This is a genomic window from Sebaldella termitidis ATCC 33386 (genome assembly GCF_000024405.1).
Classification (GTDB): domain Bacteria; phylum Fusobacteriota; class Fusobacteriia; order Fusobacteriales; family Leptotrichiaceae; genus Sebaldella; species Sebaldella termitidis.
The window spans coordinates 1889385-1915845 of record NC_013517.1; the positions used below are offsets into that span (position 1 = coordinate 1889385).

Here is a 26461-nt window from a genome sequence, read left to right on the forward strand (position 1 = left end):
ATATTTTGTATGCTATAATATTTTAACTTCAAAATAAAGGAGACAGGTAATGAAAAAATCTATTAAAATAAATGGAATTTGTTGTTCAGGGTGCACTTCAAAAATAGAAAATGCACTAAAAGGTCTTACAGAAACTGAAAAGGTAGAGATAAATCCTGCCGAGGGTATTGTTTCGCTTGAATTATCAAGAGATGTTGATAATGAGCTGATAGAAAATATTATTACCAGTTCCGGACATTATACTGTTACGGAAATAATTTAGCATTTTGATAATATAGTATCCTGAAATATTGATACGGATTTATCAAAATGATATTAACATATATGAAAGCCCTTCCGGGCTTTTTTCTTTTAAAATATCGGGGTTGTGAATAATTCTTTTCTTTTAAAAATAATAGTAAAATGCTATTATAAAATAGATGTTGTTTTATCTAAAAAAAACAATACCGGAAAAATATTCAGGGAGGTTTTATAATATGGCAAAAATAACAATGGAAGTCTTGGAAGAGACTTTAAAAAAGTATAATATAGAAAATAATTACGATAATTTTATATTTGGATATAAATTATCAAAATTAATCGGTTTTGCAGATATGCAGATATTTGGTATAGGAAAGAACAGCATAATCCTTCTGCCTGTGACAGCTCTGGGGGCATTGGAAAATGAAAAGCCGGAGATTTTGAAATTTTTTGATGAGATAGAAGGCTTTGAATTAAAAAAAGGTCTTCTTAGTCATACTCTGATTATAAGCTTTTTAGATGGTAAAAAATTAAAGTATAAAATAAATAAGTTTGTAATTCCGTATCCATGGCATAATGAGAGCGTAAAAAGACTTCTGGATAAGGAGTAGAAAGGCAAGTGAATAATTAAGTGGAGTATGTGTCTATAAATGGCAGAAAGTATGCTTTTGTAAAGAATTACAGGAGAAATGAAAAATTACGAAAAGAATATAATAAATTAACTGAAAAAACCTATGGATTTGATTTTGAAACATGGTATCAGGAAGGGTACTGGGGAGAAGGGCATATTCCATATACATTGTTTGACGGACAGTCTGCTGTTTCAAATGTTTCTGTAAATAAAATAAAATTTTCTGTTTTGGGTGAAGAAAAAGAATATATACAGCTTGGAACTGTTATGACAGATAAAGCGTATAAAAAACAGGGACTAAGCAGCTATCTGATAAAAAGAGCAATTGATGATACAAAATCCGAATGTGATTTAATATATCTTTTTGCTAATAAAAATGTTCTTGATTTTTATCCTAAATTCGGTTTCAGAGAAACAAAGGAGTATAATTATTTTAAAGATATAAATTATGTGAAGACGGAAGCTAAGATAAAAAAACTGGATATGAATGATATTGAGAGCAAGAAATTTTTGTATGAAAAAGCCAAGAACAGTCTATCTCTATCTAAAGTGTCAATGGTGAATAATTCTGAGCTCATTATGTTTTACTGCACATCTTTTATGAAAAATTTTGTTTATTACATAGAAAACCTTGACGCTGTAGTTATTGCCGAGTATGATGGAAATATACTTCATATATATGATGTTTTTTCCGGCCGAAAAATCGAATTGAGGAATATTATAAACATAATGTCACTGGCTGAAACAGAAAAAGCAGTATTAGGCTTTACACCTGATGAAGAGGGGTTTCAAAATTCCATGCAGAACGACAGGGATAATGTTTTATTTGTTTATAACAGAGATAAGGTAATTTTTGACTATAACAGACTGAAATTCCCCGAATTATCCCATACCTGACAGGAGAAAAAACAAAAAAGTCAATATTGTTCAATAAATTTTTTTACATACATGCTATAAATATATAAATGGAAGGAGATAAAATGGGATATGAGAAGCGGCAGATATATCTGGATAAAGAGCTCGATATAGAAGCATACTGGTTTTACGGGATAATGCAGAAATTTCCCAATCATTTTCATGAATATTATGTTATAGGCTTTGTAGAAGAAGGACAGCGCCGTTTGCTCTGCAAAAATAAGGATTATACAATAAATCCGCAGGATTTGGTAATTTTGAATCCCTTTGATAGCCATACATGCATGCAGATTAATAATGAGGCACTTGACTGGCGGTGTATTAATATAAAAAAAGAGGTAATTCAGAAAGCAACAGAGGAAATTTATGGTGAAAAATACCTGCCGTCTTTTTCCAAAACTGTTTTATCAGATATAGAAATACTGATGTTATTAAAGGAATTGCATACTATGATTGTTTTGGGTACCGGAAACAGTAAAACCAGAAAAGAAAAATTTTATAAAATTATAAAAAAATTATATGATGAATATAACGGGCAGATTTTAGAAGAGGAAGTAATACCGGCAGAAGAAATAAAGTATTTGTGCAGATATATGAAGAATAATTACAGACAGAAGCTTACTCTTGATGAATTAAGCAAAATAACAGGGCAGAACAAATTTACACTGCTCAGAAATTTTAATAAGGTTCATGGTCTGACGCCCTATCAGTATCTGGAGACAATCAGGATAGAAAAGGCAAGAACATATTTGGAAGAAGGGCACACTCCGGCAGAGGTAGCTTTGAATACTGGTTTTTCGGACCAAAGCCATTTTACAAGGTTTTTTAAAAGCTTTATAGGGTTTACACCAAAACAGTATCAAAAATTATTTAAAGAAAATATTGAACAGGAGAAAAAATGAGAACAAAAAATGAAATATCAGGGCATCTTTTTGCACTGACCGCAATATTAGTATGGGGAACAACCTTTACTTCAACTAAAATATTACTAAAAAGCTTTGCTCCTGTGGAGATATTATTTTTTCGTTTTATTATAGGATTTACAGTACTTTTTATATTGTCGCCGCGTAAAATATCGGTGAAAAATATGAGACAGGAATTGATACTTGCAGCTGCCGGATTCTGCGGGATAACAATGTATTTTCTTATGGAAAATATAGCATTGCTGCATACTACAGCTTCCAATGCAGGAGTAATTGTATCACTATCACCATTTTTTACGGGTATTTTATCATTTTATTTTTCAGATGACGAGAAGCTTGATGTAAGCTTTTTTATCGGTTTTGTTATAGCTTTAACTGGGATAGGACTTATTTCCTTTAATGGAATGATGAATCTGAACCTGAATCCGATAGGTGATTTTCTTGCCTTATTGGCAGCATTTTTCTGGTCGCTGTACTCGATATTAATGAAAAAAGTCAGTAAATTCGGATACAGCAATCTTGAAAGTACAAAGCGGGTATTTTTTTACGGCTTGTTTTTTATGATTCCGGCTATATTAATATCTGATTTTAAATGGGAATTTATCAGATTTGCAGATCCTGTAAATTTGTTTAATATATTGTTTTTGGGTGCAGGGGCTTCGGCTCTGTGCTTTGCAGCATGGAATACAGCTGTTAATATACTGGGTGCTGTAAAAACAAGTGTGTATATTTATATAGTACCTATAGTTACAGTCCTAAGTGCTGCATTGGTTTTGGGTGAGAAGCTGACGATTATTTCTGTCTGCGGGGTAATTATTACATTTGCAGGACTGTTAATTTCAGAAAATAAAATTAATTTTAAGAAAATAAGATCTTTTGGAAAAGCAGAAGAATAGTCAGAAAGAAAAATAACAAAATAAAAAACGGGAAAATCAAAATAGAGCTTTACACAAATCTTTAAAATATTTTACGGTTAAATTTTTAAAGAATTTCTATTTTGAGATGTTCCCGTTTGTTTTTATATTAATAAATTTATTTAATAAGTTAATATTTAGTTGTTCCCTCGACAGCACAGACATTTGCAATTATTTTACAGTCCTTTCCGCCGTTTTTCTCGCATTTTTTCAGTGCTTTTTCATTTGACCTCTCTACACGTGTATTATAGCCGATTCCACCAAAATTATCCGTAGCAGAATCAGAACCGATAATTTTATCACTTTTGGAATAAGCAACCCCGACACATCTTTTACTGTCCACCATAAAGACTTTACAGTCAGAACCGCAGCGTTCCAGCACATCATTTTTAGCTTCTTTTCTATCTTTGGTATTTGAGATGCTTGCCCATTTTCCCGTAGCAGGATCAATAGCTACTGTGCCTATAATGGGGGTAATAATCCATGATTCACCACTACTGGTAGAACAATACTGCCCGGTTGTAACATATCCACCGTTAGGACACATACAAACTTGCGCATTACAGCCGTCTGCCAAAGACCGGACGCTCAAAACTCCAAATAACAGTAATGTAAAGAATAATAATTTTTTCATAGTTTTTTCTCCTTTGATTTATTTATTCATCGTTGAATACAGGTAAATTATAATTCATTTAATGTAAAAAATCAATTAGATTATTTAATAATGAGTATGGTTCTCTTAAAAAATATAGAATTGATAAACTTTTGTGTTTATGTTATACTTTTCAATGATTTTAGACAGGAAAGCAGGGATAAAATGAAAAATCTGGTGTTAGTGGAAATGACAAGAAATATGATAGACGAGTATGTGGATTTATATATTAATACATTTACCAAAGAGCCGTGGAATGATGTATATGAGTCACGGGAGCAGGTAGTCGCTTTTTTTGATAATCATTTTAATAATAACTATTTTACAGGTTATACAGCGATGTCAGACGGTAAAGCCGCAGCTTTGAGTATTGGGTTTAAAAAGCCCTGGATTAACGGAATTGAGTATTATATTGATGAATTTTGTGTAGATTATGATATGCAGGGTAGCGGTATAGGGAGCTGGTTTATAAATGAGATAGAAAAGGATATAGAAAAAAAGGGAATGAATGCTATAATGCTAAATACAGATGCAGACTGCCCTGCGAGAAAGTTTTATGAAAAGAACGGATTTAAAGTTTTGGAGGGACTGATAATTCTTGCAAAGTAGGGCTGCATAGAGCGTGAATAACTTTATCTTGTATTATTTTTAATAGAGTAATGAAGTAAAGCATCTAAAATTCAATAAAGGAGATACTATGGCAGTAAAAATAATATTTTTTATTGTTATTTCAATTCTGGCGACTATAGAAATATACAGTAATAAATTATTAAATTTTAAAAGAGGGTTGATTTTATTTATTTCTACAATTACTATACCTTTTGCGGCAGGATATACTTTTAAAATGATGGATTTAAAAATAGATAGGGGAAATGGAATGATCATGGCTTATGTAATAATGTCGCTTTGGGTAATACTTGTATTATCAGGCTTTCCATATATGTTTTACGGGATGTTTCGCTTTCAGGTATGGTTCCATAAAAAATATAATGCTCAGAATAAACAGGTAGGAGAAAATCTGGAGGAGCTGGGAAGTAAAGAAAATTTGAAAACAGGACATAAAGTTATAAAAATTATTTGTATTCCTTTAGCTTATTTAATGCTCTACGGTGTTTGGTTTGGAACGAAATAATTATAATAAAAAAAGAGGATTTTATAAAAAGGAATTTAAGATAGAATCATAATCTATCTCAGATGGTGATTTTCTTTAATAGTAATGCAGAATAAAGAAAAAATGTTTTAGTCTCTGGATAATTTAATTTATCCAGAGACAGCTTTTTATATAAGCAAAAAAGATAAACAGGAAAAAATACTGTTATTTTTTCCTGTAATTCAAGGCTTCGGATAAATGCCGGATTTGTATATTTTCTGCTTCGTCAAGATCTGCTATTGTTCTTGCTACTTTTAATATTTTATCATAGGCTCTTGCAGACAGCTCGAATTTTTCAATAACAGGAGTTAGAAATTCCAGCATTTCGTCATCTAATCGGCAATATTTTTCCAGATCTTTCTTTTTCATATCTTTATTTAATTTTATGCTGTTATATCTTAGATATTGAATTTTACGTGCTTTCAAAACACGTTTTTTTATATCCGCCGAAGCTTCTCCGTTATTCATATTCAAAATTTCCATGTGGGAGAGCTTTTTCAGCTCCACATAAAGATCCATACGATCTAAAAGAGGACCTGAGAATTTTTTTACGTATCTTTTTATATCACGCAGTGTATCTGTACAGCGAGGGTCATTGGGAAAGTATCCGCTGGGTGAAGGATTTGACGCTGTAATCAAAATCATATTAACAGGATAAACGGCAGAAAAATCAGCTCTGGAAATAGTTATTTTTCCGTCTTCAAGAGGCTGTCTCAAAACTTCAAGCAGCTTTAGCGGGTATTCTCCAAGCTCATCGAGGAATAAAACTCCATGCAAAGCGAGACTTATCTCTCCCGGACGTGTGGAACCGCCCACAAGTGAAACAGTGGATGCAGTATGGTGCGGAGCTCTGAACGGTCTTTCGGAAACTACCGGAAATTCAGGTGAAAGCATTCCGGCTATACTGTATATACGTGTGGTCTCTATTATTTCTTCTTCATGCATATGAGGAAGTATAGTGATCATTCTTTTAGCTATCATAGATTTTCCCGAACCGGGATCTCCTATAAGGAAAAGATTATGCCCGCCTGCTGCGGCTATTTCTGCCGCCCTTTTAGCATGTGACTGTCCTTTTATATCTGAAAAATCTATATCATTAGTATATGTCTCAGAATTAGACTCTGTGTTTTTCAGCGTATAGTATTTTCCTTCATTTAAGAATCTGAATACATCAGTAAGATTTTTCACCGGAATTATTTTTATTCCTTTTATTAGTGATGCTTCTCTATAATTGTCATACGGGATTATAATTCCTTCAAGATTGTTATTTTTGGCAAGAATAACAGCATTTATTATTCCTTTACAGTTTTTTACGTCGCCATTCAGTGAAAGTTCCCCAAGAATGAGATATTTTTCCAGACGGGGCATATTTTCAATATAACCCAGATTTGCCAGTATGCCTGTACATATACTCAGATCAAACTGACTTCCTTTTTTTCTGATGTCTGCCGGAGAAAGATTCACAATGACTTTTTTGGCAGGAAAAATAACATCTATATTCTTTAGGCTGCTTCTTATTCTTTCCCTGCTTTCAATAATAGCGGTATCACCCATACCGACTATAGAAAAACCGGACAGACCATTAAAAATGTCTACCTCTACACTGACAATATATGAATTCATGCCAGTAAAACTGGCACTTAAAATAGTAATAGCCATAATTCCCCCACCTCTTTTATTTATGCTAACATTAATTATTTTTTTAGTCAATCTTTTTAATTGAGAAAAAGGGGAGTTTTAAGGGTGTACACTACAGTTAAGAGTTAATTTAGGGCTAGAGATAGAAACCTATAAAGAAAGGGTAGTAAGATCTCGGCAGCATAATTTTGATATGGTTTTTACTTCATGGAAAGCAATATACGCTGATTCGAAAAGCTATCTTGATATATTTGTTTCGGGAGTCGGGAATAACTGCGGAAAGAAAGCCATACAAAAAATTGTTGAATAAAAAAACTTATCATCTGGAACTCCAAATAAATAAGTCTTCTAAAGAACAGTTAAAAAAAGAAAGCAGTTTTAAGACAGTGTCTAATCTTGTATTATCAAGAGCTGTGCTATGATAAATTTTATGCAGTGATTGTCGTGAAATATACAGGTTTTCAGATTTTAATCTCCGCTCAAGTTCACTCAAGCTGCGTATTTTCTTCTTAGCCATTAATAGATTCAAGTTAGAATTAACCATATCCCCTCCTAAAAAATAAAAAATTTAATATATTTTAACATTTAAATATATATAAATGCAAGTTACGGTTATCAAAAAATTCTCTAATCAAAAGGAAAATTACAGCCTGACTCAGAAATCTTTTCCTGTAAGATTAATATATTAAAATATTTGCAGGTGGAAGTCATCATGGAGAAAAAACACAGAACAAGAAAAACCGGCAGAGACTTCCAGTACTCCGAAAATTATCGGGAGCTTTTATTTTGGGAAAAAACTATATTTTAAAAAAATCAAAAAACAGCGAAAAATAAAAAATATTGTTTTAAATGACGAAAAATCCCTGAATCTTAATTTTTCAAATCTCCTCAGTAAGCCGCTGTTCAGCTTCGATTAATCTGATTTATAATGCTAAAATCTGAATATAAAATAAAGCAGGAGGAACAGCCATGAAAGGATTATTTATAAAAGGAGTATATAAAAATGAGGAATTTGAATTTCACGCATATGAAGAGCTGGGAAAAGTAAGACTGGAAAATAAATATAAGCATGATACATTTTTTAATTCATTAAAGGAAATGGAAGATTTCTTCAAAAATACAGCACACAGCTTTGAAGCTGTTGAAATAAATTAGGAGCTTGTGCTTTAAGATTTTAAAGTATGAAATTTTAAACAGAATCGGCTCTAATTTCAGTATGAAACTGTATTATGATATAATCATAGACATATAATATTTTGATATATAAAAAAGAACAGCAGGTGGATTATGATTTATATTATTTTATCTATGTTAATATTGTTTTTATTGCTGGTACTTCTATTAAAAGATTCACTGAATGTGAAAAAATATAAAAATAAAAAGCTGTATTTTATATTGCTGATTTTAGTATTCATATTTATATTTCTGTATATTTACAGTCATGGGAAAAATTATAATAAAAGCGGCTACGAGAAAAAATCAGAAATAGTATATTTTGACGGGATAAAAATAAAAAACAGTGATATGAAAACATTTGAGAAGCTTGATAACATAGATTATTATGCCAAAGATAAAAACACAGCATATTACAAAGGAAAAGAAATAGAAAATGCAGATACTGCATCATTTGAAATACTGGGCTATGAGTATGCCAGAGATAAAAAATCAGTGTACTACAAAGGAAAAACAGCAGAAAGCATTGATGTATATACGGTAAAATATATTGAAACAGTATATGTAAAAGACAGGAAATTAGTATTTTATAACGGGAAAATAATTAATGAAGCAGATACAGGTACCTTTGAGGTATTAGATCCGATATATTTTTCAAAAGATAAAAATTCTGTATTTTTTATGGGGAAAAAAATAAAAAATGCAGATTCGGGCAGCTTTGAAGTATGCGGTTCTAATTTGACTTATGAAAGTAACGGAAGGCAGAAATGCAGACCCGGAACTGCAAGAGATAAAAACTTCATTTATATAGTAAGAAAAGCTAAATATGCGCCTTTTCGCCATTTGAGCAAAAGAAAAATCAACAGCATATTTAAAGATTTTTAGAATAAAGAAAAATAAGAAGCAGAGTAATTTTTGAGATATAAAGAATTTTTATGAGAAGCTATGAGAAAGCAGAGTTTTATTTGAAGCCGGCGGAAATGAAGCAATCCTCCGGTTTTTTATTCCGGCAGAAAAGCAACCATACAGTTGACAGATTACTATTAGTAAAGGAGATGGTAATTATGAAAATATTGTTGGATATAGGGCACGGAGGAAGCAAAAAATCAACAGGGGGAAAAGTAATAAGAGATTTCGGAGCTGTCAGCCAAAGCTATAAAACAGATGAGTTTCACTGGAATGAAAATTTTGTGAAAAACTATCTGATACCGGAATTTCAGAGGAATAATCTGGAATATGAAATTGTTCTGAGAAAAACCGGAACTGAAGAATTAGTCAGTGATTTGAACAAAGCATCAAAAACAGGGGATATAATTTTATCCTTTCACCTGAACAGCGACATAAAAGCTTCCGGAACTGAAGTACTTTACTGGGAAACAAGTGTAAACGGAAAAAAGCTTGCGGGATTGCTGCAGAAGAAGCTTACAGAAGTGCTGAAACTGCCTGACAGGGGAATAAAAGGAAGAAGAAAGCCGCTTAACAGCAAGGATGCTTTGAATCAGAGAGGATGGACAATGTTTAAGAATACAAAAATCCCTTTTGTAATGATGGAAAGCTTTTTTATCACTAATAATAAAGATATGGAAACAGGAAACAAAAATATTGCAGCAATGGCAAAAGCAGTAACAGAAGCAGTTTTGGAATTCCGGGAGGGGAGAAAATGAATATATTACTAATGATTATAATTATATTAGCAGCCGGGGGGACAGCATATATTCTTTATAAAAAAAATAAACTTGATAAAACAGTCGAATATCTAGTGAAGCTTCTGGAAATATACGGAAAGCATGTATTAAATAAAGTAAAGTTAGTTTTGCTGATAAATACTTTGAGAACATGGGTTCTTGCCAATACTGAAAATAAAGTTTTAAAGTTTTTTATAGAACTGTTCTGGCCGGAAGAAGACCTGCTCTGGATAGCATTAGATGTGGAAAATACAAACAGTAAAAATCAGGCAGTAAACAGTATACCTGATGCTGTAATATCCAAAACTGTAGATAATATATTAAATAATACAAAATACACAAACAATGATTTTAGCACAACCACAAATTTAAAGATAACAGAGAAGGACAGAGGATACCTTGAGGCATATCTGGAAGGGCAGATAAATAAGCTTGAGGAAGCCAGAATCGGAATAAAAGGCGGTATAAAGTTTTAAAAACGGAATTTTGGCAGAATTACAATAAAATCAGCAGTAAATATAAATTAGACACTGCATAGAAAAAGAACCTGAACAGAGGTTCTTTTTCTGATTAAAATATAGTATAATAGAAAATGAAACTGTGACAAAAATTAATAGATTACAATATTTGAGGGAGAAAAAAATGGTAAGGAAAATACAGATAGGAAGCTATATTCTGGAGCTTCTGAATATTATTCAGCTTATACTCTGGGTAAGCGGGGCATATGGCAGAGGCGGACCGATTAATATATCTAATAAAGTATTTTTTTCATTAAATACATTTTTTCCGTTTTTCATTTTATTACTTTCTCTGGTTATGGCTGTATTGAGTAAAAAGAAAATACTGTCTGTCATAATAATGCTTATGTGCGGCATACAGGCAGCATTGTTTACTTTGATTATCATAGTGGGAATACTGCTGTTCGGATAGCTTTTATAAGAACAGCTCCGGACGAAAAAATCATGAAAAACAGGAAGGTGAAAAATGAGAAAATATTTTCTTTTGACTGAACGTCTGGGATTTTCTCACTGGAAAAAGGATGATGCAGAGCTGGCTTATTCCTTATGGGGAAACAAAAATGTTACAAAATATCTGTCTGCATCCGGGACTTTTACCGCAGGGGAGGTTACAGAAAGACTAAAACTGGAGATAGATAATGAAAAAATATACGGTATACAGTACTGGCCTGTTTTTGAACTGGAGACCGGCGGGTTTGCAGGCTGCTGCGGGCTGCGTCCGTATAAAAGCAGCGAAAAGATTTATGAAATAGGGTTTCACTTAATACCCGAATACTGGGGAAAAGGATATGGGAAAGAAGCAGCAGAAGCTATGATTAAGTATGCTTTTGAAGAGCTGGGAGCCGAAAAGCTTTTTGCCGGTCATAATCCTGATAATACAGCCTCGGCAAGGCTTTTGACAAAACTGGGCTTCATTTATACCGATGATGAATATTACAAACCCACGGGACTGTATCACCCTTCATATATTTATGAAAAAATTAATTATAACAAGGTAAAAGGAGAAGCAGAATGATAAAACTGAAATCAGGCGATATATTAAAGCCGTCAAAAATAGGGATTATGCTGCCCGCGGGTGTATTGTCCGCAGCAGGCTTCGGAATGTGGTTTATGGTAATTATGATACCTGTAATAGGACTTATAAATAAGCCTGATATTGTAATAAGGGATTTGAAAAATACGTCCTTTGACCTGTATCTGACAATAGGTGGAATAATGCTTTTGATAATACTGCTTCAGATTTTATTCAGAAAAATTATAAAAAAGAAAAGAATAATTATTGATGATAATTATGTTTATATAAACAATATATTCACTTCCAAAGAAGTAGAAATAATAAATGTGAAAACAATAAAAAAGATAACTGATAAAGCTTCACTCAGTACACATATAAGACTGGTTTATGAAAACGGAGCAAGGTCATCGATAAGCGGCTGGCTTATGAAGTGGAGTGAAATGGACGGACTGGCTGATTATATATACAGCAGAAATTCAAATCAGAATATAAAATATCAAAATATATAAAATTTTTATTTTTAAAATTAATTATTAAGTAAAAACTGTCAGAGGTCAAAAATATGAAAACTATAAGCTGTCAGAGCTGCAGAACATTTCCAGAAAATATATGAAATTTGAATATGCAAATAACTTTCATTTTTAAAATTAATGTGGTAAAATGTATATAATAAAAGAGTTAGACAAGGTGAGGACAAATGAAGGTAAATAAAGAACTGAACAGTGAAATAAAAAGGATACACAAGGAAATAGGAAGCGACATAGACAAAAGACTGGATGAGTTTAAGGAGGTTTGGGAAAAGGGAAGTGAAGAGGACATTTTTGCAGAGGTAGCATTCTGTGTTCTGACTCCGCAGTCTAAAGCCAGAAATGCCTGGAAAGCAATAGGCATACTCAGGGAAAACGGACTGCTGTTTAACGGTGAGGCAGAAGAAATAGCAGAATATCTTAACATTGTAAGATTCAAGAATAATAAGGCAAAGTATTTAGTAGAGCTGAGAAATCTTATGACAAGAGACGGAAAGCTTTTGCCGAAGACGATTCTCAGTGAAAAGGGTGATGTTTTCCAGACAAGAAAATGGATTTTTGATAATATCAAAGGAATGGGAATGAAAGAAGCAAACCATCTTTTGAGAAATCTGGGATTCGGGCGTGACATAGCTATTCTGGACAGACATATACTCCGTAATATAGCTGCTCTCGGGGTAATAGAAGAAATACCCAAATCTATTACAGAAAAAAATTACTATGAAATCGAGAGTAAAATGAGAGAATATTCCAAAATATCAAAAATAACAATGGATAAATTAGACCTGATTCTCTGGTATAAAGAGGCAGGAGAGATATTTAAGTAATTCCGGAATATTGACAAATAAAGGGTAGTATAGTAAACTTAATATAAGATAAAAGTTATAAAACATATCTAGGAGGAATATAAAATGAGCAAAGTTTTTCATTATAACGGTGAGGATTTTAAAGGAGAAGTAGTAAGTACAAAAGGAATAACTCTTGTAGATTTTTTTGCTACATGGTGCGGGCCTTGTCAGATGCTTGGGCCAGTATTGGATGATTTATCAGAAGAGGTTGATTATAAAGTAGTAAAAGTAGATGTGGATCAGTCGAGAGACCTTGCAGCAGAATATGGTGTAAGAAGCGTGCCGACTATGTTCATTTTTAAAGACGGAGAAGTTGCAGAGCAAATGATCGGTTTTTTAACAAAGGATGAAATAAAAGATAAGATAAACAGTCATTTATAGGAATATTTTCCTGTAAAAGCAAGTATTGAAAAAATAAAACTGAGGTAACCCTGTATTTGATTCGGAGCCTCATTTTTATATAAGAGTTATTAAATGCTTTATGTAATAAATTTAATAAAATCAAAATCTCATAAACTTTAGGAGGAAAGTAATGAAAAAAATCTTATTAGTTTTAACACTGTCGTTATTATTTCTGGTATCTTGCGGAAAGAAGACAGAAGAGGCGCCGGCAGACGGTACCGCAGAAACTAAAACAGAAACAGCTGCACCGGCAAGCGATATGAAGGTAGCAATTGTATATTCTACAGGAGGACTCGGGGACGATTCATTTAATGATGCGGCTAAAAGAGGACTGGAAGAAGCTAAGGCAAAGCTTGGTATAACATATGACGAATATGAGCCGAAAGATCCTAGTGCCGAAGCTGAAAACCAGCTAAGAACTTATGCTGAAAGCGGTCAGTACAGCCTGATCATAGCAACAGGTTTCAGTATGAAAGACGCATTATTAATTGTAGCTAAAGAATTCCCTGATCAAAAATTTGCAATAATTGACGAGAGAATAGAAGGACAGCCAAATGTAGCATCACTTAGTTTCAAAGAACACGAAGGATCATTCCTTGCGGGTGCTTTGGCAGCTATGATGTCTAAATCAGATGTAATCGGTTATGTAGGTGGAGCAGAATCACCTCTTATCCAGAAATTCGAAGTTGGTTATGTACAAGGTGCTAAGTATGTAAAGCCTGATATAAAAGTAATTGTAGTTTATGTAGGCGGAACAAATGCATTTAATGACCCTACTTCTGCTAAAGCAAGAACAGAAGCTATAATTTCTCAGGGAGCAGATGTAATTTATCATGCTGCGGGAGCAAGCGGAAAAGGAGTATTCCAGGCTGCTAAAGAAAAAGGAGTTTATGCTATAGGTGTTGACTCTAATCAGGACGGACTTGCAGAAGGTATAATTCTTACTTCTATGTTAAAAAGAGTGGATACAGCAGTTTTTAACATAATAAATGAAACTAAAGATGATAAATTTGAAGGAAAAATCTATGAATACGGTATGAAAGAAGGCGGTGTCGGATTAACAGATTTCAAATTTACGAGAGAAAAAATTGGTGAAGAAAACATCAAGAAACTGGAAGAGATTCAAAAGAAAATAGCTGATGGCGAAATAGAGATAAAATCAACAAGATAATAATAGAAAAGTACTCTGTTTTTACAGGGTACTTTTTTTATAAAAATGAAAAACGGAGGAACATATATGAAGCTCGCAGTAGGAATGTTAATGCTTTTACTTTCGTTTATGCTGATGCCTTTTAATATTCAGGTAGAAAGAATACCAAGTACTGTTATGAATAAGTCTTTTAATGCAACGGTAATTACACCGAAAACTTATGGGAAAACAAGTAAGAAGTATTCCGTTGTTTACGTTCTTCACGGCTGGCTGAATGATTATGACAGTATGAGTTATCATACTGAAATTGGCAGGCTTAGTGATGAATACGATTTTATCATAGTAATGCCCGACGGAAATCTGAATAAATGGTACTTTGACAGCAGAATAAATTCGGAATTCAGATTTGGGACATATGTAGGCAGGGAAGTTCCTGAATATATAGATAAGAAATACAGAACAATAAAAAAACGGAGTGCAAGGGCAGTAACAGGATATAGTATGGGCGGCTTCGGAGCCTTTAATGCTGTGTTTAATTACCCGGAGACTTTCGGAAATGTGGGCAGCATGAGTGGAGCAGTGGAAATATCCGGTTTTGAGAATAAATGGAATCTGAGAAAAGTTTTTGGAAATTATGAAGAAAATAAAGATTTATGGGAAAGTGCAGCAGTGAAAAATAATCTTAATAAGTTTGGAAATAAAAAATTTAATATAGTAATAAGCTGCGGTGATGAGGATTTTTTCATTGATATAAACAGGGAGCTTCATGAAAAAATGCTTGAAGCAGGAATAAAACACACGTATATTGAAAGACCGGGAAGGCATGACTGGGATTATTGGAGAGAAGAAATAAAATTTCAGCTTTTATTCTTCTCAAATTATTTAAAATAAGAATATTTTTATAATTTTTATTTTATAAACTTATGTTTAAAAACGTTGTTATATACAATTGTAAAAACTGATATTTATAAAATAATCCTTTTAAATAATGGGTGATAGCTTTTCTAAACTAAAATAAAAAAATGCTGCGTTAAAATAATTAATTTTAAAATAATGCAGATGTCCTTGAAAATTAATTGGAAAAAGTGGGAAAGAGGGTTATAATTTAGTTGTAGAAAAGATATTTTAGGAGGATTAATGAAAAAGGCACTATTCATTTTAACAATGATGATGTTATTTTTAATATCATGCGGATCAAAAAGTACTGATGGAGCAGGCGCTGCAGCTGCAGAAAATACTGCCAAGGATGAAAGTTTGAAAGTAGGAGTAGTTTATTCTACGGGAGGATTAGGGGATAACTCGTATAATGATGCTACAAAAAGAGGTTTGGAAAAAGCAAAAGCCGAGCTTGGTATAACATATGACGAATATGAACCAAAAGATCCTAATACAGAAGCAGAAAATAAACTCAGAGAATATGCAGAATCAGGAGATTATGCTTTAATAGTGGCTACAGGATTTACTATGAAAGATGCTTTAGTGAATGTGGCAACAGAATTTCCGGAACAAAAATTTGTTATTATAGATGAAACAATAGAGGGAATGCCTAATGTTGCATCACTTACATTCAAAGAACACGAAGGATCTTTTTTAGCAGGTGCTTTGGCAGCAATGATGACTAAGTCAAATGTAGTAGGTTATGTAGGAGGAGCAGAGGCTCCGGTTATTCAGAAATTTGAAATCGGGTTTGAACAGGGAGCAAAATATGTAAAGCCTGATATTAAATTTTTACCTGTATACATAGGCGGAACAAATGCATTTAATGACCCTGCATCAGCAAAGGTGAAAGCTGGAGCTCTTATAGATCAGGGAGCAGATGTAATATATCATGCATCGGGAGCAAGCGGAAGCGGAGTATTTCAGGCTGCTAAAGATAAAGGGATTTATGCAATAGGCGTGGATTCTAATCAGGATGCACTGGTAAAAGGAACTATACTTACATCAATGATCAAAAAAGTGGATACAGCAGTATTTAATTCAGTAAAAGAAGTAGCAGACGGTAAGTTTGAAGGAAAAGTATATCAGTACGGGCTGAAAGAAGATGGTCTGGGAATTACAGACTGTGAATTTACAAAAGAAATCATAGGTCAGGAAAATCTGGATAAATTAGATGAAATAAAAGGAAAAATAGTAGCTGGTGAGATAGTAGTTTCTCCTACCAGATAAAGTAACTAAATTAAGTTTTGAGAAGGTGAGAATATGGGTGCATTAGACATTATTAAAAACAAAACATTAACATATGAGCAGATAGTAATGAATCTTGCAAAAGAGGGCGAAAACAGTCTAAACGTTTTGAATATCAGTGAAAAAGCACAAAAATACAGAGATGAAGGAATAATATGCGACTTATTTGAAGGGAATGCACCTTTCAGGCCTAGATATATAGTGCCTGATTATGAGAAGTTTATGAAAAACGGTTCCAAATTTCTGGGAATAGAGCCGGCAAAAGATATTTGGGAAGCAACACATAATTTATTAATGCTTTATAAACATGTTCCATCAATTACGACAATGCCGGTATATCTCGGTAATCTGGATTATATGCTGGAGCCGTATATAAAAGACGAGGAAGAAGCGTACAGAGCAATAAAATTATTTTTAAAGCACATTGATACTACAATAACAGATTCATTCTGTCATTCAAATATAGGGCCTAAGGAAACAAAGGCAGCATTTATTATACTAAGAGTAATGGAAGAGTTACAGCTTCCTACACCGAATCTTACACTGAAATACAGTGAAGAAACAAGTGACAAGCTTGCTCTTGCAGCTGTGGAAGCAGCACTGGTTACAGCAAAGCCAAGCTTTGCAAACCATAAAGTATACAGTGAGAACTTTAAGGGAGATTATGGAATAGTAAGCTGCTATAACGGACTGAAAGTAGGCGGAGGAGCTTATACGCTGGTAAGGGTCAAGCTTGGGGAATTATCTAAAAAAGCTGACAGTGTAGAGCAGTTTATGGATGAAGTGCTTCCAGATCTTGCGGATGCAATGCTGGGCTATATAGATGAAAGAGTAAGATTTATCGTAGAGGAAACTCCGTTCTTTGAATCAAATTTTCTTGCTAAGGAAGGTTTGATAGAAAGAGATAAATTTACAGGTTTATTTGGTGTAGTAGGTCTTGCTGAATGTGTAAATAATCTTCTGAAAGCTGAAAACCAGGAAGAAAGATTCGGATATTCAGATAAGGCAAATCAGCTGGGTATGCAGATTGTACAGAAGTTAGATGAAAAAGTAAAAGGGCATAAAAATAAATACTGTCCTTTCACTGACGGAAACCATCTGCTTCATGCACAGGTAGGAATAGATACAGATACGTCTGATTCACCGGGATGCAGAATTCCTGTCGGCGAAGAGCCTGAAATATGGGATCATCTTACACAGAGTGCACCTTTCCATAAATATTTTCCAAGCGGAATAGGTGATATCTTTACATTTGATGACACATATAAGAAAAATCCACAGGCAATACTGGATATAATAAGAGGAGCTTTTAATTCCACAGATTTGAGATTCATATCTGTATACAGTAGTGACAGTGATGTAGTAAGAGTTACAGGCTATTTGGTGAAAAAATCAGAAATAGCAAAGCTGGAAAAAGGAGAAGCTGTTCTTGCTGATACTACAGTTTTGGGTATGGGTGCAAGAGATAATGCAAAGGCTTTTGACAGAAAATTAAGACATTAAAATATATAATAAGACTTGGAAAATAGATTTCCAGGTCTTATTTTTTAAGGAGAAGCAATATGTATGCTGTGGTGAATAATATAATAAAATTTTCAAATGTAGACGGTCCGGGTAACAGAATGGCAGTATTTTTTCAAGGATGTAATTTTAGATGTATATACTGTCATAATCCTGAAACAATACATCTCTGCAATAACTGCGGTGAATGTGTGAAGGTATGTCCTGTCGGGGCTTTGACAAGGGAGGACGGTATTGTTAAATGGGATAAGAAGATCTGTGTAGACTGTGATGAATGCATAAAAACATGCAGATTTTTTTCCAGTCCGAAAACTGAAAAATATACTGTGGCAGACTTATTAAAAGAAACGGAAAAAGTAAAAATATTTATTCAGGGTGTTACTGTAAGCGGCGGAGAGGCCACGCTGAATGCACATTTTATAACTGAATTTTTTAAAGAAGTAAAAAAGATGAATCTGAGTGTTTTTGTTGATACTAACGGAGGCATAGATCTTAGTCTTGAGGAATATAAAGAGTTTGTAGAAGTAACAGATAAATTTATGCTGGATATAAAAGCATGGGATTCTACCGAGCATAAAGAGCTGACAGGTGCAGATAATGAAATTGTTCTGAAAAATTTAAGATTTTTACTAGAAAAAAATAAAATGTATGAAGTAAGAACAGTGGTTAATTCAATGATAAATGCCAAAGAAACAATAATGAAAACTGCAGAAATATTAAAGGATTATCCTGATGTGAGATATAAGATAATTGCTTACAGACATTTTGGGGTAAAAGAAGAATTTAAGGAAAAATTTCATCCGCTTCCAAATATCAAGGATCTGGAAAAGTTAAAGTCAGAAGCAGAGAAAATAATGAAAAATGAAATAATTTTATTATGACCTCTCAGGTAATGTCAGATAGACTGTAATATAATGAAAGTACACTGATTAAGAGAAATTCTTTAGTATAAATTTTTATTTGACAATTAGTTGATTTAGGTATAGAATACTTGTATAAACAATAAAGATGATTTGGAGGCGGTAAATATGAAAATTCTCTTTGTATCAGTAATTTTGTCAGCTTTAATCGGCTGTACTGCAATGGAACCTACAGATCATTATAAAGATCCGGAATTTATTCATAATGAGAGAGATTCAGGCTACTCAAAGTAGAAAAGTTATTAATTTATTTAGTATTATAAAAAGTTTGTTTTAAGTGAGTTTGGAGCCTTTATTCTTGAGGCTCTTTAATTTTTTTTAGAATTATTATATTTTTTTGATTAAATAAATAATTAAAAAATTAATTATTTAGATTGATGGAAAATATAAATTAATTTCAGACAAAATCATAAAATATAAATACAGAAACTAATTTAAATTTATACACAGCTGAAATAAAATTGCCATCTAAACATTAATTAATGAAATTAGTTAAAAATTAAAAATGTTGCTATTGAAATAAAATTGGAATAAAATGAATTATAGGTAAATTATAAAAAATATTTGTATAAGCAAAAATAAAGGAGTAAATAAAATGTTGAAAAATAAAAAATTATTAATGTTTTTAGCTTTAAATTCATTGGTAGGAACTGTAGCATCCAGCAGTAACAATGAATTTGAAAAATATGAAAATATGTATGATAAAATGACGAAAAAAATAGAAAAAAATATATCAAATAGAAATAATTATAAATTGTTGGAAAAAATCCTGAATCAAAGAAACAAAGAATTAAAAGATCTGTATTTACAGAGTGACTATATTGTAAAACCGGAATATCTGGAATGGCAGATATTTTTTTCAGGTTTTTACAGCGAAAAAGATAGAAAAGGAACGAAAAAAAATTCTGTAATGCCATTTCCTTCTTCTTCCGGAACTATAGATGTCAGTATAAGTATGCCTGCTATTTTGATGAAGGATCCTGATATAAACATAGAAAATGTATCGGCAGGAGCCCCGGAAGTCAGTATAAATAAAAATAATACATCTGTGTCTAATATGAGTTACAGCAATAATGTGGAAGTACCGGAATTTGTTATTCCGTAACTGCCGGCAGTGACAATTACTCCGCCGGTATTTACAATATCAGCAACTTCAATGTTTTCGAGTTCCAGCATGTACGATAAAACTTTTTATAATCCTACTCTTGGTGCAGTACAGACCTGGAATACAGGCTTATTTTCAAACTACAATCTGGAAAGCGGAAATTTTTCTTATGATGTAAAAATTGCAGGTTCAAACAGTAATACTACTTTCAATTTTAATAGTGCTGCGGGAAGCATAGATCCTGCTGCAATAGCTGATGCATCATTAAATCAGCCGGCAGTTATTCCAACATCAGACTCTTATTCCGCTAAGGTTACATCAGTTCCGATGATTGTCTCTACATCAGCCCCGAATATAAGAATAGGTGAGAATACGACTATAAATCTAATATCTTCAAATACTGCCAATAATTATCAATATGGGACTTTAATGCTTCAGTATACATTAACTCCAAATCGTTCAGCACTTAATACCGACAGTGATTATGCATTTGGAAAAGGAAAAGCATATCCTGATTCTCAGGCAGGTATTCCGTTTTCCATATTAAGAAACAGCGGAACTATTAATATAACCGGGAATTACGGAGTGGCTGGGATTATGATGAACAAGAACAATCAGAGCGGATCCCGTAATGATTATCTGCTTGTAAATGACGGAACAATTATAGGCGAGTATATTGATTCAAACAGTAAACAGCATATTGGTCTGGCATTTGAAGGAAATACTACTCCCGGAACTAAAGGAGAAAGATATATTTTAGGAAATGACGGGATAATGGAATTCAGAGCGCCGCAATCCGCAGCTTTTAATTTTGGAGGTGTAAACTTATTAAAATATCAGATTGTATATAACAGAAATACTATTAATATGTATGGTTCAAACAGTTTCGGCGTAAAGATGGCAAATTCCAGTTTAAGCGGATATACTCCCGGTACTGATCAGACAAATACAAAAATTTTATTGGAAGATCCTATAAATATATACGGGGATAACAGTGTGGGAGTTTATTATTCAGCAGCTAATATGAAGGCTGAAGATTCTGTGTTCAAAGTTAATATAGGAACGGGAAAAAACAATTATTCTGGTAATATAAGCGGAAATGATTCGAATTATGTAGAAAATTCTGTTGGTATGTATATCACTCCCAGAAATAACAATACCACAGGAACTATAACAAATATCGTAAATTATGACATAAAATTCGGAGATTATGCTAAAAATAGTATCATGTTTGTAAACGATGGTTCCAGTAATTCATATAATATGTCGAGCGGAGCATTTACTTCTCCGCTGTTAAGGGAAACTTATATTGATAATTCTGCAGTTACATCTGTTAATGTAGAAGCAGGAACAAATAATATAGTATTTTTTAACAAAGGAGGGGTAAAAAATGTCAGCTATGCATATATACCAATTATTTATATAAAACCTGATATAAATATCGGAACAGCAGAAAAAGCGGTAGATAATACACTGGCCTTGTATAATCTGGGTGCAATAGCTCATCTTAACGGAAATATCGAAACATACGGGGAATATTCACATGGTATATATAATAACGCAGCTGCTCTGACTTCAGGGGGAGTAGTTTATTCAGTAGGCTCGAAGCTTGATAATATAATAGACGGAAATGTTAAAACACTCTCAATAGTTACTCACGGAGATAATTCGGCAGTTTTATATAATAATGAATCAAATATAGATTTTCAGGCCGGGGGCACTTTTAAAGCTCTCGGAAAAAACGGATCAGTACTTTATAATAAAAATGGAAGTATAAGCATAACAGGCGATTCTGTATTTGAAGCAGGAGATAACGGAACTCTTATTATGGCCGACGGAGGGAAAATAACATTAAGCGGAAATAATATATATAATGTCAGAAATAACTCTGTTTTCGCATATGCACTGGGAAATCCGGGAATAAAGGTTGAGTTTTCCGGTTCAGGACAGACAGTTAATCTGGAGAATGGAAGCATAGGGTTTGTATATGACGGTGGTTCGGTAAATATGCAGCAGAATTCACTCTATGATTATTTAAATGATAATTTTACAGGGTTAAATAATTTAAATATAAATGTATCTGATAATTCCAGATTATTTCTGATAAATAACTACGGAACGCTTAAGTTAAGTGAATTGGAAGCTATGAATACAGGTTCCGGATTATTTGGAAGTGTAATAGGAAACAGCGGAAATTCACTTTTAAATAAAGGAACTCTGGTGTTAGATACTTTAGGAGTGATTAATCTTGATGATCCAAATGATTTTTATAGCAATACAGATAAAGCTGCGACAGGAATTACAGTCGATGCAGGGGTAACTATAAAAGGAACACAGGACAGTCAGACAGCATTAAGCGGCAAGGATATATACAGAGGGACATCGGGGGGAAGTACTTATGTGGTAATGAACAACTACGGCAATATAGAGCTTTCGGGTGATAATTCACTAGGGATATATACAAATAACGGACTTATTAACAATTATTCAGAAATAAATACGACAGGGAAAAATTCTGCCGGTTTATTCGGAGAAAATAGTTCAGTTGTTAAAAATTATGGAAATCTAAAAATATCTGATAATGGTGTGGGTATATATGCGGTTTCCTATCAGGCTCCTGACAAGCCAGATGAAGATTTTGGCAGCGGATTGGTAGATGTAACAAATACCGGGGTAATAAGTGCAGTCAGTTCTGAAAAAGCAGTTGGTATTTATGTAAATAACAATAAAACAGGAGCATTGAGAAATACCGGGATTTTGAATTTATCAGGCGGTACAGTGGATATGTCTCTTTCTAAGGAAAGTACCGGAGTATATGCAGTAAATGCAACTGTAAACGGCGGCGGAATAATAAATGCCGGAGAATCCGGAACAGGCTTGTATGCTAAGAACAGTGATCTTACTCTTTCTGATCTGACATTAAATATGAATAAAGATAATTCAGTAGGAATATATCTTGATTCAGACAGCAATCTTAACACAAGCGGGACAAATACAGTGAATATAACAGGCAAAAAGAATACAATATTTTACGTAAATACTGAAGGGACATTTAATCAGAACTTTTTGATTAATGGAAATAATAATGCAGATTACACCCTTATGTATATAAACAGCAACAAAGGAACTTATAACGGAACAGCAGTATTAAGCGGTAATAGTACGGTATTTTATGGAGTGAATTCTGTAATTGAACTGGGGACTTCTTCATCACTGACAGCACCCGGAGGTAATACAGCTGGAATTTATGCAGACGGCTTATATGGAGGAATCACTGACTATGAAGGAATAAATAAAGGTGAAATGTTATTCGGAGATGATTCTGCCGGTCTTTATGGAATAAACGGAGCAAGGCTGTTAAATACCGGCAATATAACAACAGGCAGTAAATCATTGGGAATGAGCAGTGAAGCAAGTGATTATCTCAGAAATAAAGGAACAATAAAAACAGGAAGTAATTCTATAGGAATGTCGGCTAAAAATACAGCTCTTACGGAAAATTCAGGAAATATAAATGCTGCCGGGGAAAACATAACAGCATTATATTCTGAAAACAGCGGAATATCAGTTATCAATAATACAGGAAATATAGAATTAACAGGGAAAAATACAATAGGTGTTTATTTGGAGGAAGGCGGACAGCAGACATTTAATAATAATAAAGTGATAAAAACAGAGAATTCTGAGAATTCATCAATAGCCAGCACCGGGATATATAATAACGGCCATATTGTGAATAATACTGGTGATATAATCGCGGGAATGAGTTCAGCGGGAATATATAATAATAATGGAATAATAAGACATTCAGGCAGTATAACTTCAGAAGCAGACGGAGTAGGAATTTATTCTGCAGGCGGGGAAATAAATCTTACAGATGGAACCATAATAAGTAAAGGTTTTGCAATATACGCAGAAAATAATACAAAAATAACGAATACAGGAACAGAAGTAAATACCGGAGATAAAACTGTAGCATATGTATTAAAATCAGGATCAGGACTTATAAACGATCAAAATGCATCAATAGGAACTGGAAGTATATATGTATACGGCAATGGTACTGAAGAGATAGTAAATAATGCTTCTTCAATAATAATGACCGGCCCGGAAAGTATGGGATATTATCTGACTAACAGTGAAGGCTTAATAAATAATGCAGATATTACAGGATTGGCAAAAGGAAATATAGGGATTTACAGTGATAAAGGAAGTATTGCAAATTCCGGAAATATAACATTAGGGGATTCGGAAATAATAGATGAAAATGATTCTTCTAAAAACAGATATGCAATAGGAATATACGGAGAAGATGCAGAAGTCAATAATAGCGGAAATATAAAAACGGGCTACAAAGGAACAGGAATATATACAGAAAATAATAAACTTACAAACAGCGGGAATATTACTTCTGACGGAGAATACGCAGTTGGTTTATGGGGAAGTAAAGCTGTAATAGAAAATAACGGTGAAATAGTAATGAATGGTGATTATTCTCAGGGTATAATGGGAACTTCACAGTCAAATATAGTAAATAACAGCATAATAACTATGAATGGAAATAATTCAATAGGAATCAGCGGAAATGAAGGAACAAAAATACAGAATAACGGAATAATAAATTTATACGGGAATGACAGTACAGGAATTATGCTTTCTAACGGCTCTGTATTATTAAATAAAGGAACAATAAATTTAGGGCCGGGTTCAAATAATGCAGAGGTACAAAATGGAAATTCTGTAATTCCGCCTTCTATAGTAAATGCGGGAGTAATCAAGGTAGACGGTAAATTTGAATTAAACGGAATAAATCTTACAATTCAGGTTGATCCCGAAAGTATAAGAAAACCGGAAATGAGTGAAATAACAACAGATCAGTATACAACAGAAGATCTGAAAGCAAAATTTCTTGTGTCAGATGCAGTTCGGTTTCAGGCAGACAGCTTTGATTTTTCAGGACCTGCCATGATAGACCCGTTATTCACACAAGGGACAAATGCATTGGTATATAAATTTGAGAATGTATTTATGGCTAAAGATCTGGCATCAGCAGAATCGATAACTGCGGACAGTAATTCAGTTACGTTTAGAGCGACACCTTCAATGAATGAAAATGGAAATGTAGATATCTGGATGGAGAAAATTCCTTATCAGTATTTTACTAACGGAATGTATTATGATAAAATGGCGGAAATACTTGATAAAAATTATGTGCTTGACGGAACATTAAGCGGACAGACAGATGATGCACTCAAATTATATGATAAACTTGACTTGATAACGGATACTCAGACTCTTGAAAAAGCTATGAAAGACCTGAGCGGGGAAATGTATTCCAATATCACAAGAAGGATGGAGGATGTATCTGATACATTTAATGATTCTCTAGAAGTACTTCAAAATTCGGAAAATAATACAAAAGAAAATGTAAAAATAAATGTAATTGCAGGAAAAGGAAAAACAAAAGAAAACAGGAACGGAATACTGCCTTATGATTACAGCAGTGTGGGAATATTGGCACTGCGGGAAGTAGAACGTACATACAGACATACATTTGGTTATTCGCTGGGTTATCTGAAAACAAATTATCAATTTCAGGATACAAATAATAAAGAAGAAGCAGATACAATTCAGGCAGGATTACATAATAAATATAAAGCTGACAGCTGGACTTTTAAAACGAATCTTTTGGGAAGAGCAGGATTTAACAATACAGACAGGGAAATAGACTGGAACAGCGGAGTTGTTTCCGAGATGAGCGGAGATTATAATACATACGGAGTAACACTTTTGAATGAGATTGCTAAGGATATTGAAATAGGGAAAAATACTAAAATAATACCATATGCAGGACTGAAAATGGAATATGGATATCATTCAGATATAAAAGAAAGCGGAGATTCTGAGAGATTAAACGTAGAGCAAAATGATTACTACAGTATAAAACCAAACGCCGGATTAGAATTTGAAACAGCGAAGTATTTCGGAGGCCATAAAAACTGGAAAATCAAAATGAATATCGGAGTTGGTTATGAATACGAGTTTGGAGATACAAACAGTACAGAGAGAGCTGGTTTTGACACTATATCCAGTGAAAAATTTGATTTTGGCGAATCCGGAGAGGATAAAGGAAAGTTTATTACAAACGGAGGGGTCGGAATAGAATTTCAGGACAGATACGGTATATTTATGACAGGAAAATATAAAACAGCAGGCAGTAAAGAGGAAGATTACCAGTTGGGTCTGAACTTAAAAATATCATTTTGATAAAATAATTAAGCTGTATTAAAGATTGAATATTTTTGATACAGCTTTTTTATTGTTGATCAAAATTTGAAAGCTTATTTTTG

26 protein-coding genes and 1 pseudogene are annotated in these 26461 nt (G+C 33.2%); 24 read left to right on the forward strand and 3 right to left on the reverse strand.

The window, feature by feature from the left end:
- The first annotated feature begins 49 nt into the window (after positions 1–49).
- The 5 genes from STERM_RS08635 (at position 50) to STERM_RS08655 (ending at position 3605) form a co-directional block, all read left to right on the forward strand.
- Positions 50–262, forward strand: coding sequence for a heavy-metal-associated domain-containing protein (locus tag STERM_RS08635; protein ID WP_012861208.1), 213 nt, complete (start codon positions 50–52; stop codon positions 260–262).
- A gap of 214 nt (positions 263–476) precedes the next feature.
- Complete coding sequence (locus STERM_RS08640) at positions 477–851, forward strand: hypothetical protein (RefSeq protein WP_012861209.1); 375 nt, start codon at positions 477–479, stop codon at positions 849–851.
- 29 nt (positions 852–880) lie between these two features.
- A complete protein-coding gene (locus STERM_RS08645; protein WP_012861210.1) occupies positions 881–1768 on the forward strand; it encodes a GNAT family N-acetyltransferase in 888 nt (295 codons plus the stop codon).
- A gap of 83 nt (positions 1769–1851) precedes the next feature.
- Positions 1852–2688 (forward strand): AraC family transcriptional regulator, encoded by an 837-nt coding sequence (locus STERM_RS08650; RefSeq protein WP_012861211.1) that lies wholly within the window; start codon positions 1852–1854, stop codon positions 2686–2688.
- Positions 2685–3605: a DMT family transporter gene (locus tag STERM_RS08655; protein ID WP_012861212.1), complete on the forward strand. Its 921-nt coding sequence runs from the start codon at positions 2685–2687 to the stop codon at positions 3603–3605. The genes STERM_RS08650 and STERM_RS08655 overlap by 4 nt, the downstream gene beginning before the upstream one ends.
- A 148-nt stretch (positions 3606–3753) precedes the next feature.
- Here the strand turns inward: STERM_RS08655 and STERM_RS08660 are convergent, their stop codons facing one another.
- The gene (locus tag STERM_RS08660; protein WP_169305396.1) at positions 3754–4170 is read right to left on the reverse strand and encodes a DUF4189 domain-containing protein; all 417 of its coding nucleotides are present in this window, start codon (positions 4168–4170) and stop codon (positions 3754–3756) included.
- Between the two features lie 270 nt (positions 4171–4440).
- On the opposite strand from STERM_RS08660, the gene STERM_RS08665 reads away from it, so the two are divergent.
- Together STERM_RS08665 and STERM_RS08670 are read left to right on the forward strand one after the other, a co-directional pair.
- Positions 4441–4884 carry a GNAT family N-acetyltransferase gene (locus STERM_RS08665; protein WP_012861214.1) on the forward strand — a complete coding sequence of 148 codons (444 nt, stop codon included), beginning with the start codon at positions 4441–4443 and terminating at the stop codon, positions 4882–4884.
- Between the two features lie 88 nt (positions 4885–4972).
- Complete coding sequence (locus STERM_RS08670; RefSeq protein WP_012861215.1) at positions 4973–5407, forward strand: hypothetical protein; 435 nt, start codon at positions 4973–4975, stop codon at positions 5405–5407.
- 183 nt (positions 5408–5590) lie between these two features.
- Here the strand turns inward: STERM_RS08670 and STERM_RS08675 are convergent, their stop codons facing one another.
- On the reverse strand, positions 5591–7084 hold the full coding sequence (locus tag STERM_RS08675) for a YifB family Mg chelatase-like AAA ATPase (RefSeq protein ID WP_012861216.1): 1494 nt from the start codon (positions 7082–7084) through the stop codon (positions 5591–5593).
- A gap of 298 nt (positions 7085–7382) precedes the next feature.
- Positions 7383–7607: a helix-turn-helix domain-containing protein gene (locus STERM_RS08680; protein WP_012861217.1), complete on the reverse strand. Its 225-nt coding sequence runs from the start codon at positions 7605–7607 to the stop codon at positions 7383–7385.
- Positions 7608–8032: 425 nt separating this feature from the next.
- On the opposite strand from STERM_RS08680, the gene STERM_RS08685 reads away from it, so the two are divergent.
- The 17 genes and pseudogenes from STERM_RS08685 (at position 8033) to STERM_RS08760 (ending at position 26378) form a co-directional block, all read left to right on the forward strand.
- Positions 8033–8218 carry a hypothetical protein gene (locus STERM_RS08685; protein ID WP_012861218.1) on the forward strand — a complete coding sequence of 62 codons (186 nt, stop codon included), beginning with the start codon at positions 8033–8035 and terminating at the stop codon, positions 8216–8218.
- A 132-nt stretch (positions 8219–8350) separates the two neighbouring features.
- Positions 8351–9121, forward strand: coding sequence for a DKNYY domain-containing protein (locus tag STERM_RS08690; protein WP_012861219.1), 771 nt, complete (start codon positions 8351–8353; stop codon positions 9119–9121).
- A gap of 179 nt (positions 9122–9300) precedes the next feature.
- Entirely contained in the window at positions 9301–9900 is a 600-nt protein-coding gene (locus STERM_RS08695; protein ID WP_012861220.1) for an N-acetylmuramoyl-L-alanine amidase family protein, read from the forward strand.
- Positions 9897–10397 (forward strand): hypothetical protein, encoded by a 501-nt coding sequence (locus STERM_RS08700; RefSeq protein WP_012861221.1) that lies wholly within the window; start codon positions 9897–9899, stop codon positions 10395–10397. Before STERM_RS08695 ends, STERM_RS08700 begins: the two co-directional genes overlap by 4 nt.
- Before the next feature lie 166 nt (positions 10398–10563).
- The gene (locus STERM_RS08705; protein WP_012861222.1) at positions 10564–10851 is read left to right on the forward strand and encodes a hypothetical protein; all 288 of its coding nucleotides are present in this window, start codon (positions 10564–10566) and stop codon (positions 10849–10851) included.
- Positions 10852–10905: 54 nt separating this feature from the next.
- On the forward strand, positions 10906–11454 hold the full coding sequence (locus STERM_RS08710) for a GNAT family N-acetyltransferase (protein WP_012861223.1): 549 nt from the start codon (positions 10906–10908) through the stop codon (positions 11452–11454).
- Positions 11451–11963: a hypothetical protein gene (locus STERM_RS08715; RefSeq protein WP_012861224.1), complete on the forward strand. Its 513-nt coding sequence runs from the start codon at positions 11451–11453 to the stop codon at positions 11961–11963. The genes STERM_RS08710 and STERM_RS08715 overlap by 4 nt, the downstream gene beginning before the upstream one ends.
- Before the next feature lie 188 nt (positions 11964–12151).
- Complete coding sequence (locus tag STERM_RS08720) at positions 12152–12808, forward strand: N-glycosylase/DNA lyase (protein ID WP_012861225.1); 657 nt, start codon at positions 12152–12154, stop codon at positions 12806–12808.
- 84 nt (positions 12809–12892) lie between these two features.
- A complete protein-coding gene (trxA, locus tag STERM_RS08725) occupies positions 12893–13210 on the forward strand; it encodes a thioredoxin (protein ID WP_012861226.1) in 318 nt (105 codons plus the stop codon).
- Positions 13211–13361: 151 nt separating this feature from the next.
- On the forward strand, positions 13362–14402 hold the full coding sequence (locus STERM_RS08730; RefSeq protein WP_012861227.1) for a BMP family lipoprotein: 1041 nt from the start codon (positions 13362–13364) through the stop codon (positions 14400–14402).
- A gap of 66 nt (positions 14403–14468) precedes the next feature.
- Entirely contained in the window at positions 14469–15272 is an 804-nt protein-coding gene (locus tag STERM_RS08735; RefSeq protein WP_012861228.1) for an alpha/beta hydrolase, read from the forward strand.
- Positions 15273–15518: 246 nt separating this feature from the next.
- Positions 15519–16547 (forward strand): BMP family lipoprotein, encoded by a 1029-nt coding sequence (locus tag STERM_RS08740; protein ID WP_012861229.1) that lies wholly within the window; start codon positions 15519–15521, stop codon positions 16545–16547.
- 33 nt (positions 16548–16580) lie between these two features.
- On the forward strand, positions 16581–18068 hold the full coding sequence (locus STERM_RS08745; protein ID WP_012861230.1) for a YjjI family glycine radical enzyme: 1488 nt from the start codon (positions 16581–16583) through the stop codon (positions 18066–18068).
- A gap of 59 nt (positions 18069–18127) precedes the next feature.
- Positions 18128–18967 (forward strand): YjjW family glycine radical enzyme activase, encoded by an 840-nt coding sequence (locus STERM_RS08750; protein WP_012861231.1) that lies wholly within the window; start codon positions 18128–18130, stop codon positions 18965–18967.
- A gap of 147 nt (positions 18968–19114) precedes the next feature.
- The gene (locus STERM_RS22695; protein ID WP_012861232.1) at positions 19115–19240 is read left to right on the forward strand and encodes a hypothetical protein; all 126 of its coding nucleotides are present in this window, start codon (positions 19115–19117) and stop codon (positions 19238–19240) included.
- Positions 19241–19601: 361 nt separating this feature from the next.
- A pseudogene (locus STERM_RS22810) lies at positions 19602–19893 on the forward strand (hypothetical protein); the annotation flags it as partial.
- A gap of 227 nt (positions 19894–20120) precedes the next feature.
- A complete protein-coding gene (locus STERM_RS08760) occupies positions 20121–26378 on the forward strand; it encodes an autotransporter domain-containing protein (protein WP_041309900.1) in 6258 nt (2085 codons plus the stop codon).
- The last annotated feature ends 83 nt before the right edge of the window (positions 26379–26461 follow it).

Bases quoted from the DNA above. Each gene is read 5' to 3' on its own strand.
- STERM_RS08685 (WP_012861218.1), top strand. From the start codon at position 8,033: ATGAAAGGATTATTTATAAAAGGAGTATATAAAAATGAGGAATTTGAA.
- STERM_RS08720 (WP_012861225.1), top strand. From the start codon at position 12,152: ATGAAGGTAAATAAAGAACTGAACAGTGAAATAAAAAGGATACACAAG.
- STERM_RS08730 (WP_012861227.1), top strand. From the start codon at position 13,362: ATGAAAAAAATCTTATTAGTTTTAACACTGTCGTTATTATTTCTGGTA.
- STERM_RS08735 (WP_012861228.1), top strand. From the start codon at position 14,469: ATGAAGCTCGCAGTAGGAATGTTAATGCTTTTACTTTCGTTTATGCTG.
- STERM_RS08675 (WP_012861216.1), bottom strand. From the start codon at position 7,084: ATGGCTATTACTATTTTAAGTGCCAGTTTTACTGGCATGAATTCATAT.
- STERM_RS08665 (WP_012861214.1), top strand. From the start codon at position 4,441: ATGAAAAATCTGGTGTTAGTGGAAATGACAAGAAATATGATAGACGAG.
- STERM_RS08745 (WP_012861230.1), top strand. From the start codon at position 16,581: ATGGGTGCATTAGACATTATTAAAAACAAAACATTAACATATGAGCAG.
- STERM_RS08690 (WP_012861219.1), top strand. From the start codon at position 8,351: ATGATTTATATTATTTTATCTATGTTAATATTGTTTTTATTGCTGGTA.
- STERM_RS08650 (WP_012861211.1), top strand. From the start codon at position 1,852: ATGGGATATGAGAAGCGGCAGATATATCTGGATAAAGAGCTCGATATA.
- STERM_RS08710 (WP_012861223.1), top strand. From the start codon at position 10,906: ATGAGAAAATATTTTCTTTTGACTGAACGTCTGGGATTTTCTCACTGG.
- STERM_RS22695 (WP_012861232.1), top strand. From the start codon at position 19,115: ATGAAAATTCTCTTTGTATCAGTAATTTTGTCAGCTTTAATCGGCTGT.
- STERM_RS08695 (WP_012861220.1), top strand. From the start codon at position 9,301: ATGAAAATATTGTTGGATATAGGGCACGGAGGAAGCAAAAAATCAACA.
- STERM_RS08635 (WP_012861208.1), top strand. From the start codon at position 50: ATGAAAAAATCTATTAAAATAAATGGAATTTGTTGTTCAGGGTGCACT.
- trxA (WP_012861226.1), top strand. From the start codon at position 12,893: ATGAGCAAAGTTTTTCATTATAACGGTGAGGATTTTAAAGGAGAAGTA.
- STERM_RS08655 (WP_012861212.1), top strand. From the start codon at position 2,685: ATGAGAACAAAAAATGAAATATCAGGGCATCTTTTTGCACTGACCGCA.
- STERM_RS08705 (WP_012861222.1), top strand. From the start codon at position 10,564: ATGGTAAGGAAAATACAGATAGGAAGCTATATTCTGGAGCTTCTGAAT.
- STERM_RS08660 (WP_169305396.1), bottom strand. From the start codon at position 4,170: ATGTGTCCTAACGGTGGATATGTTACAACCGGGCAGTATTGTTCTACC.
- STERM_RS08640 (WP_012861209.1), top strand. From the start codon at position 477: ATGGCAAAAATAACAATGGAAGTCTTGGAAGAGACTTTAAAAAAGTAT.
- STERM_RS08715 (WP_012861224.1), top strand. From the start codon at position 11,451: ATGATAAAACTGAAATCAGGCGATATATTAAAGCCGTCAAAAATAGGG.
- STERM_RS08740 (WP_012861229.1), top strand. From the start codon at position 15,519: ATGAAAAAGGCACTATTCATTTTAACAATGATGATGTTATTTTTAATA.
- STERM_RS08700 (WP_012861221.1), top strand. From the start codon at position 9,897: ATGAATATATTACTAATGATTATAATTATATTAGCAGCCGGGGGGACA.
- STERM_RS08680 (WP_012861217.1), bottom strand. From the start codon at position 7,607: ATGGTTAATTCTAACTTGAATCTATTAATGGCTAAGAAGAAAATACGC.
- STERM_RS08750 (WP_012861231.1), top strand. From the start codon at position 18,128: ATGTATGCTGTGGTGAATAATATAATAAAATTTTCAAATGTAGACGGT.
- STERM_RS08670 (WP_012861215.1), top strand. From the start codon at position 4,973: ATGGCAGTAAAAATAATATTTTTTATTGTTATTTCAATTCTGGCGACT.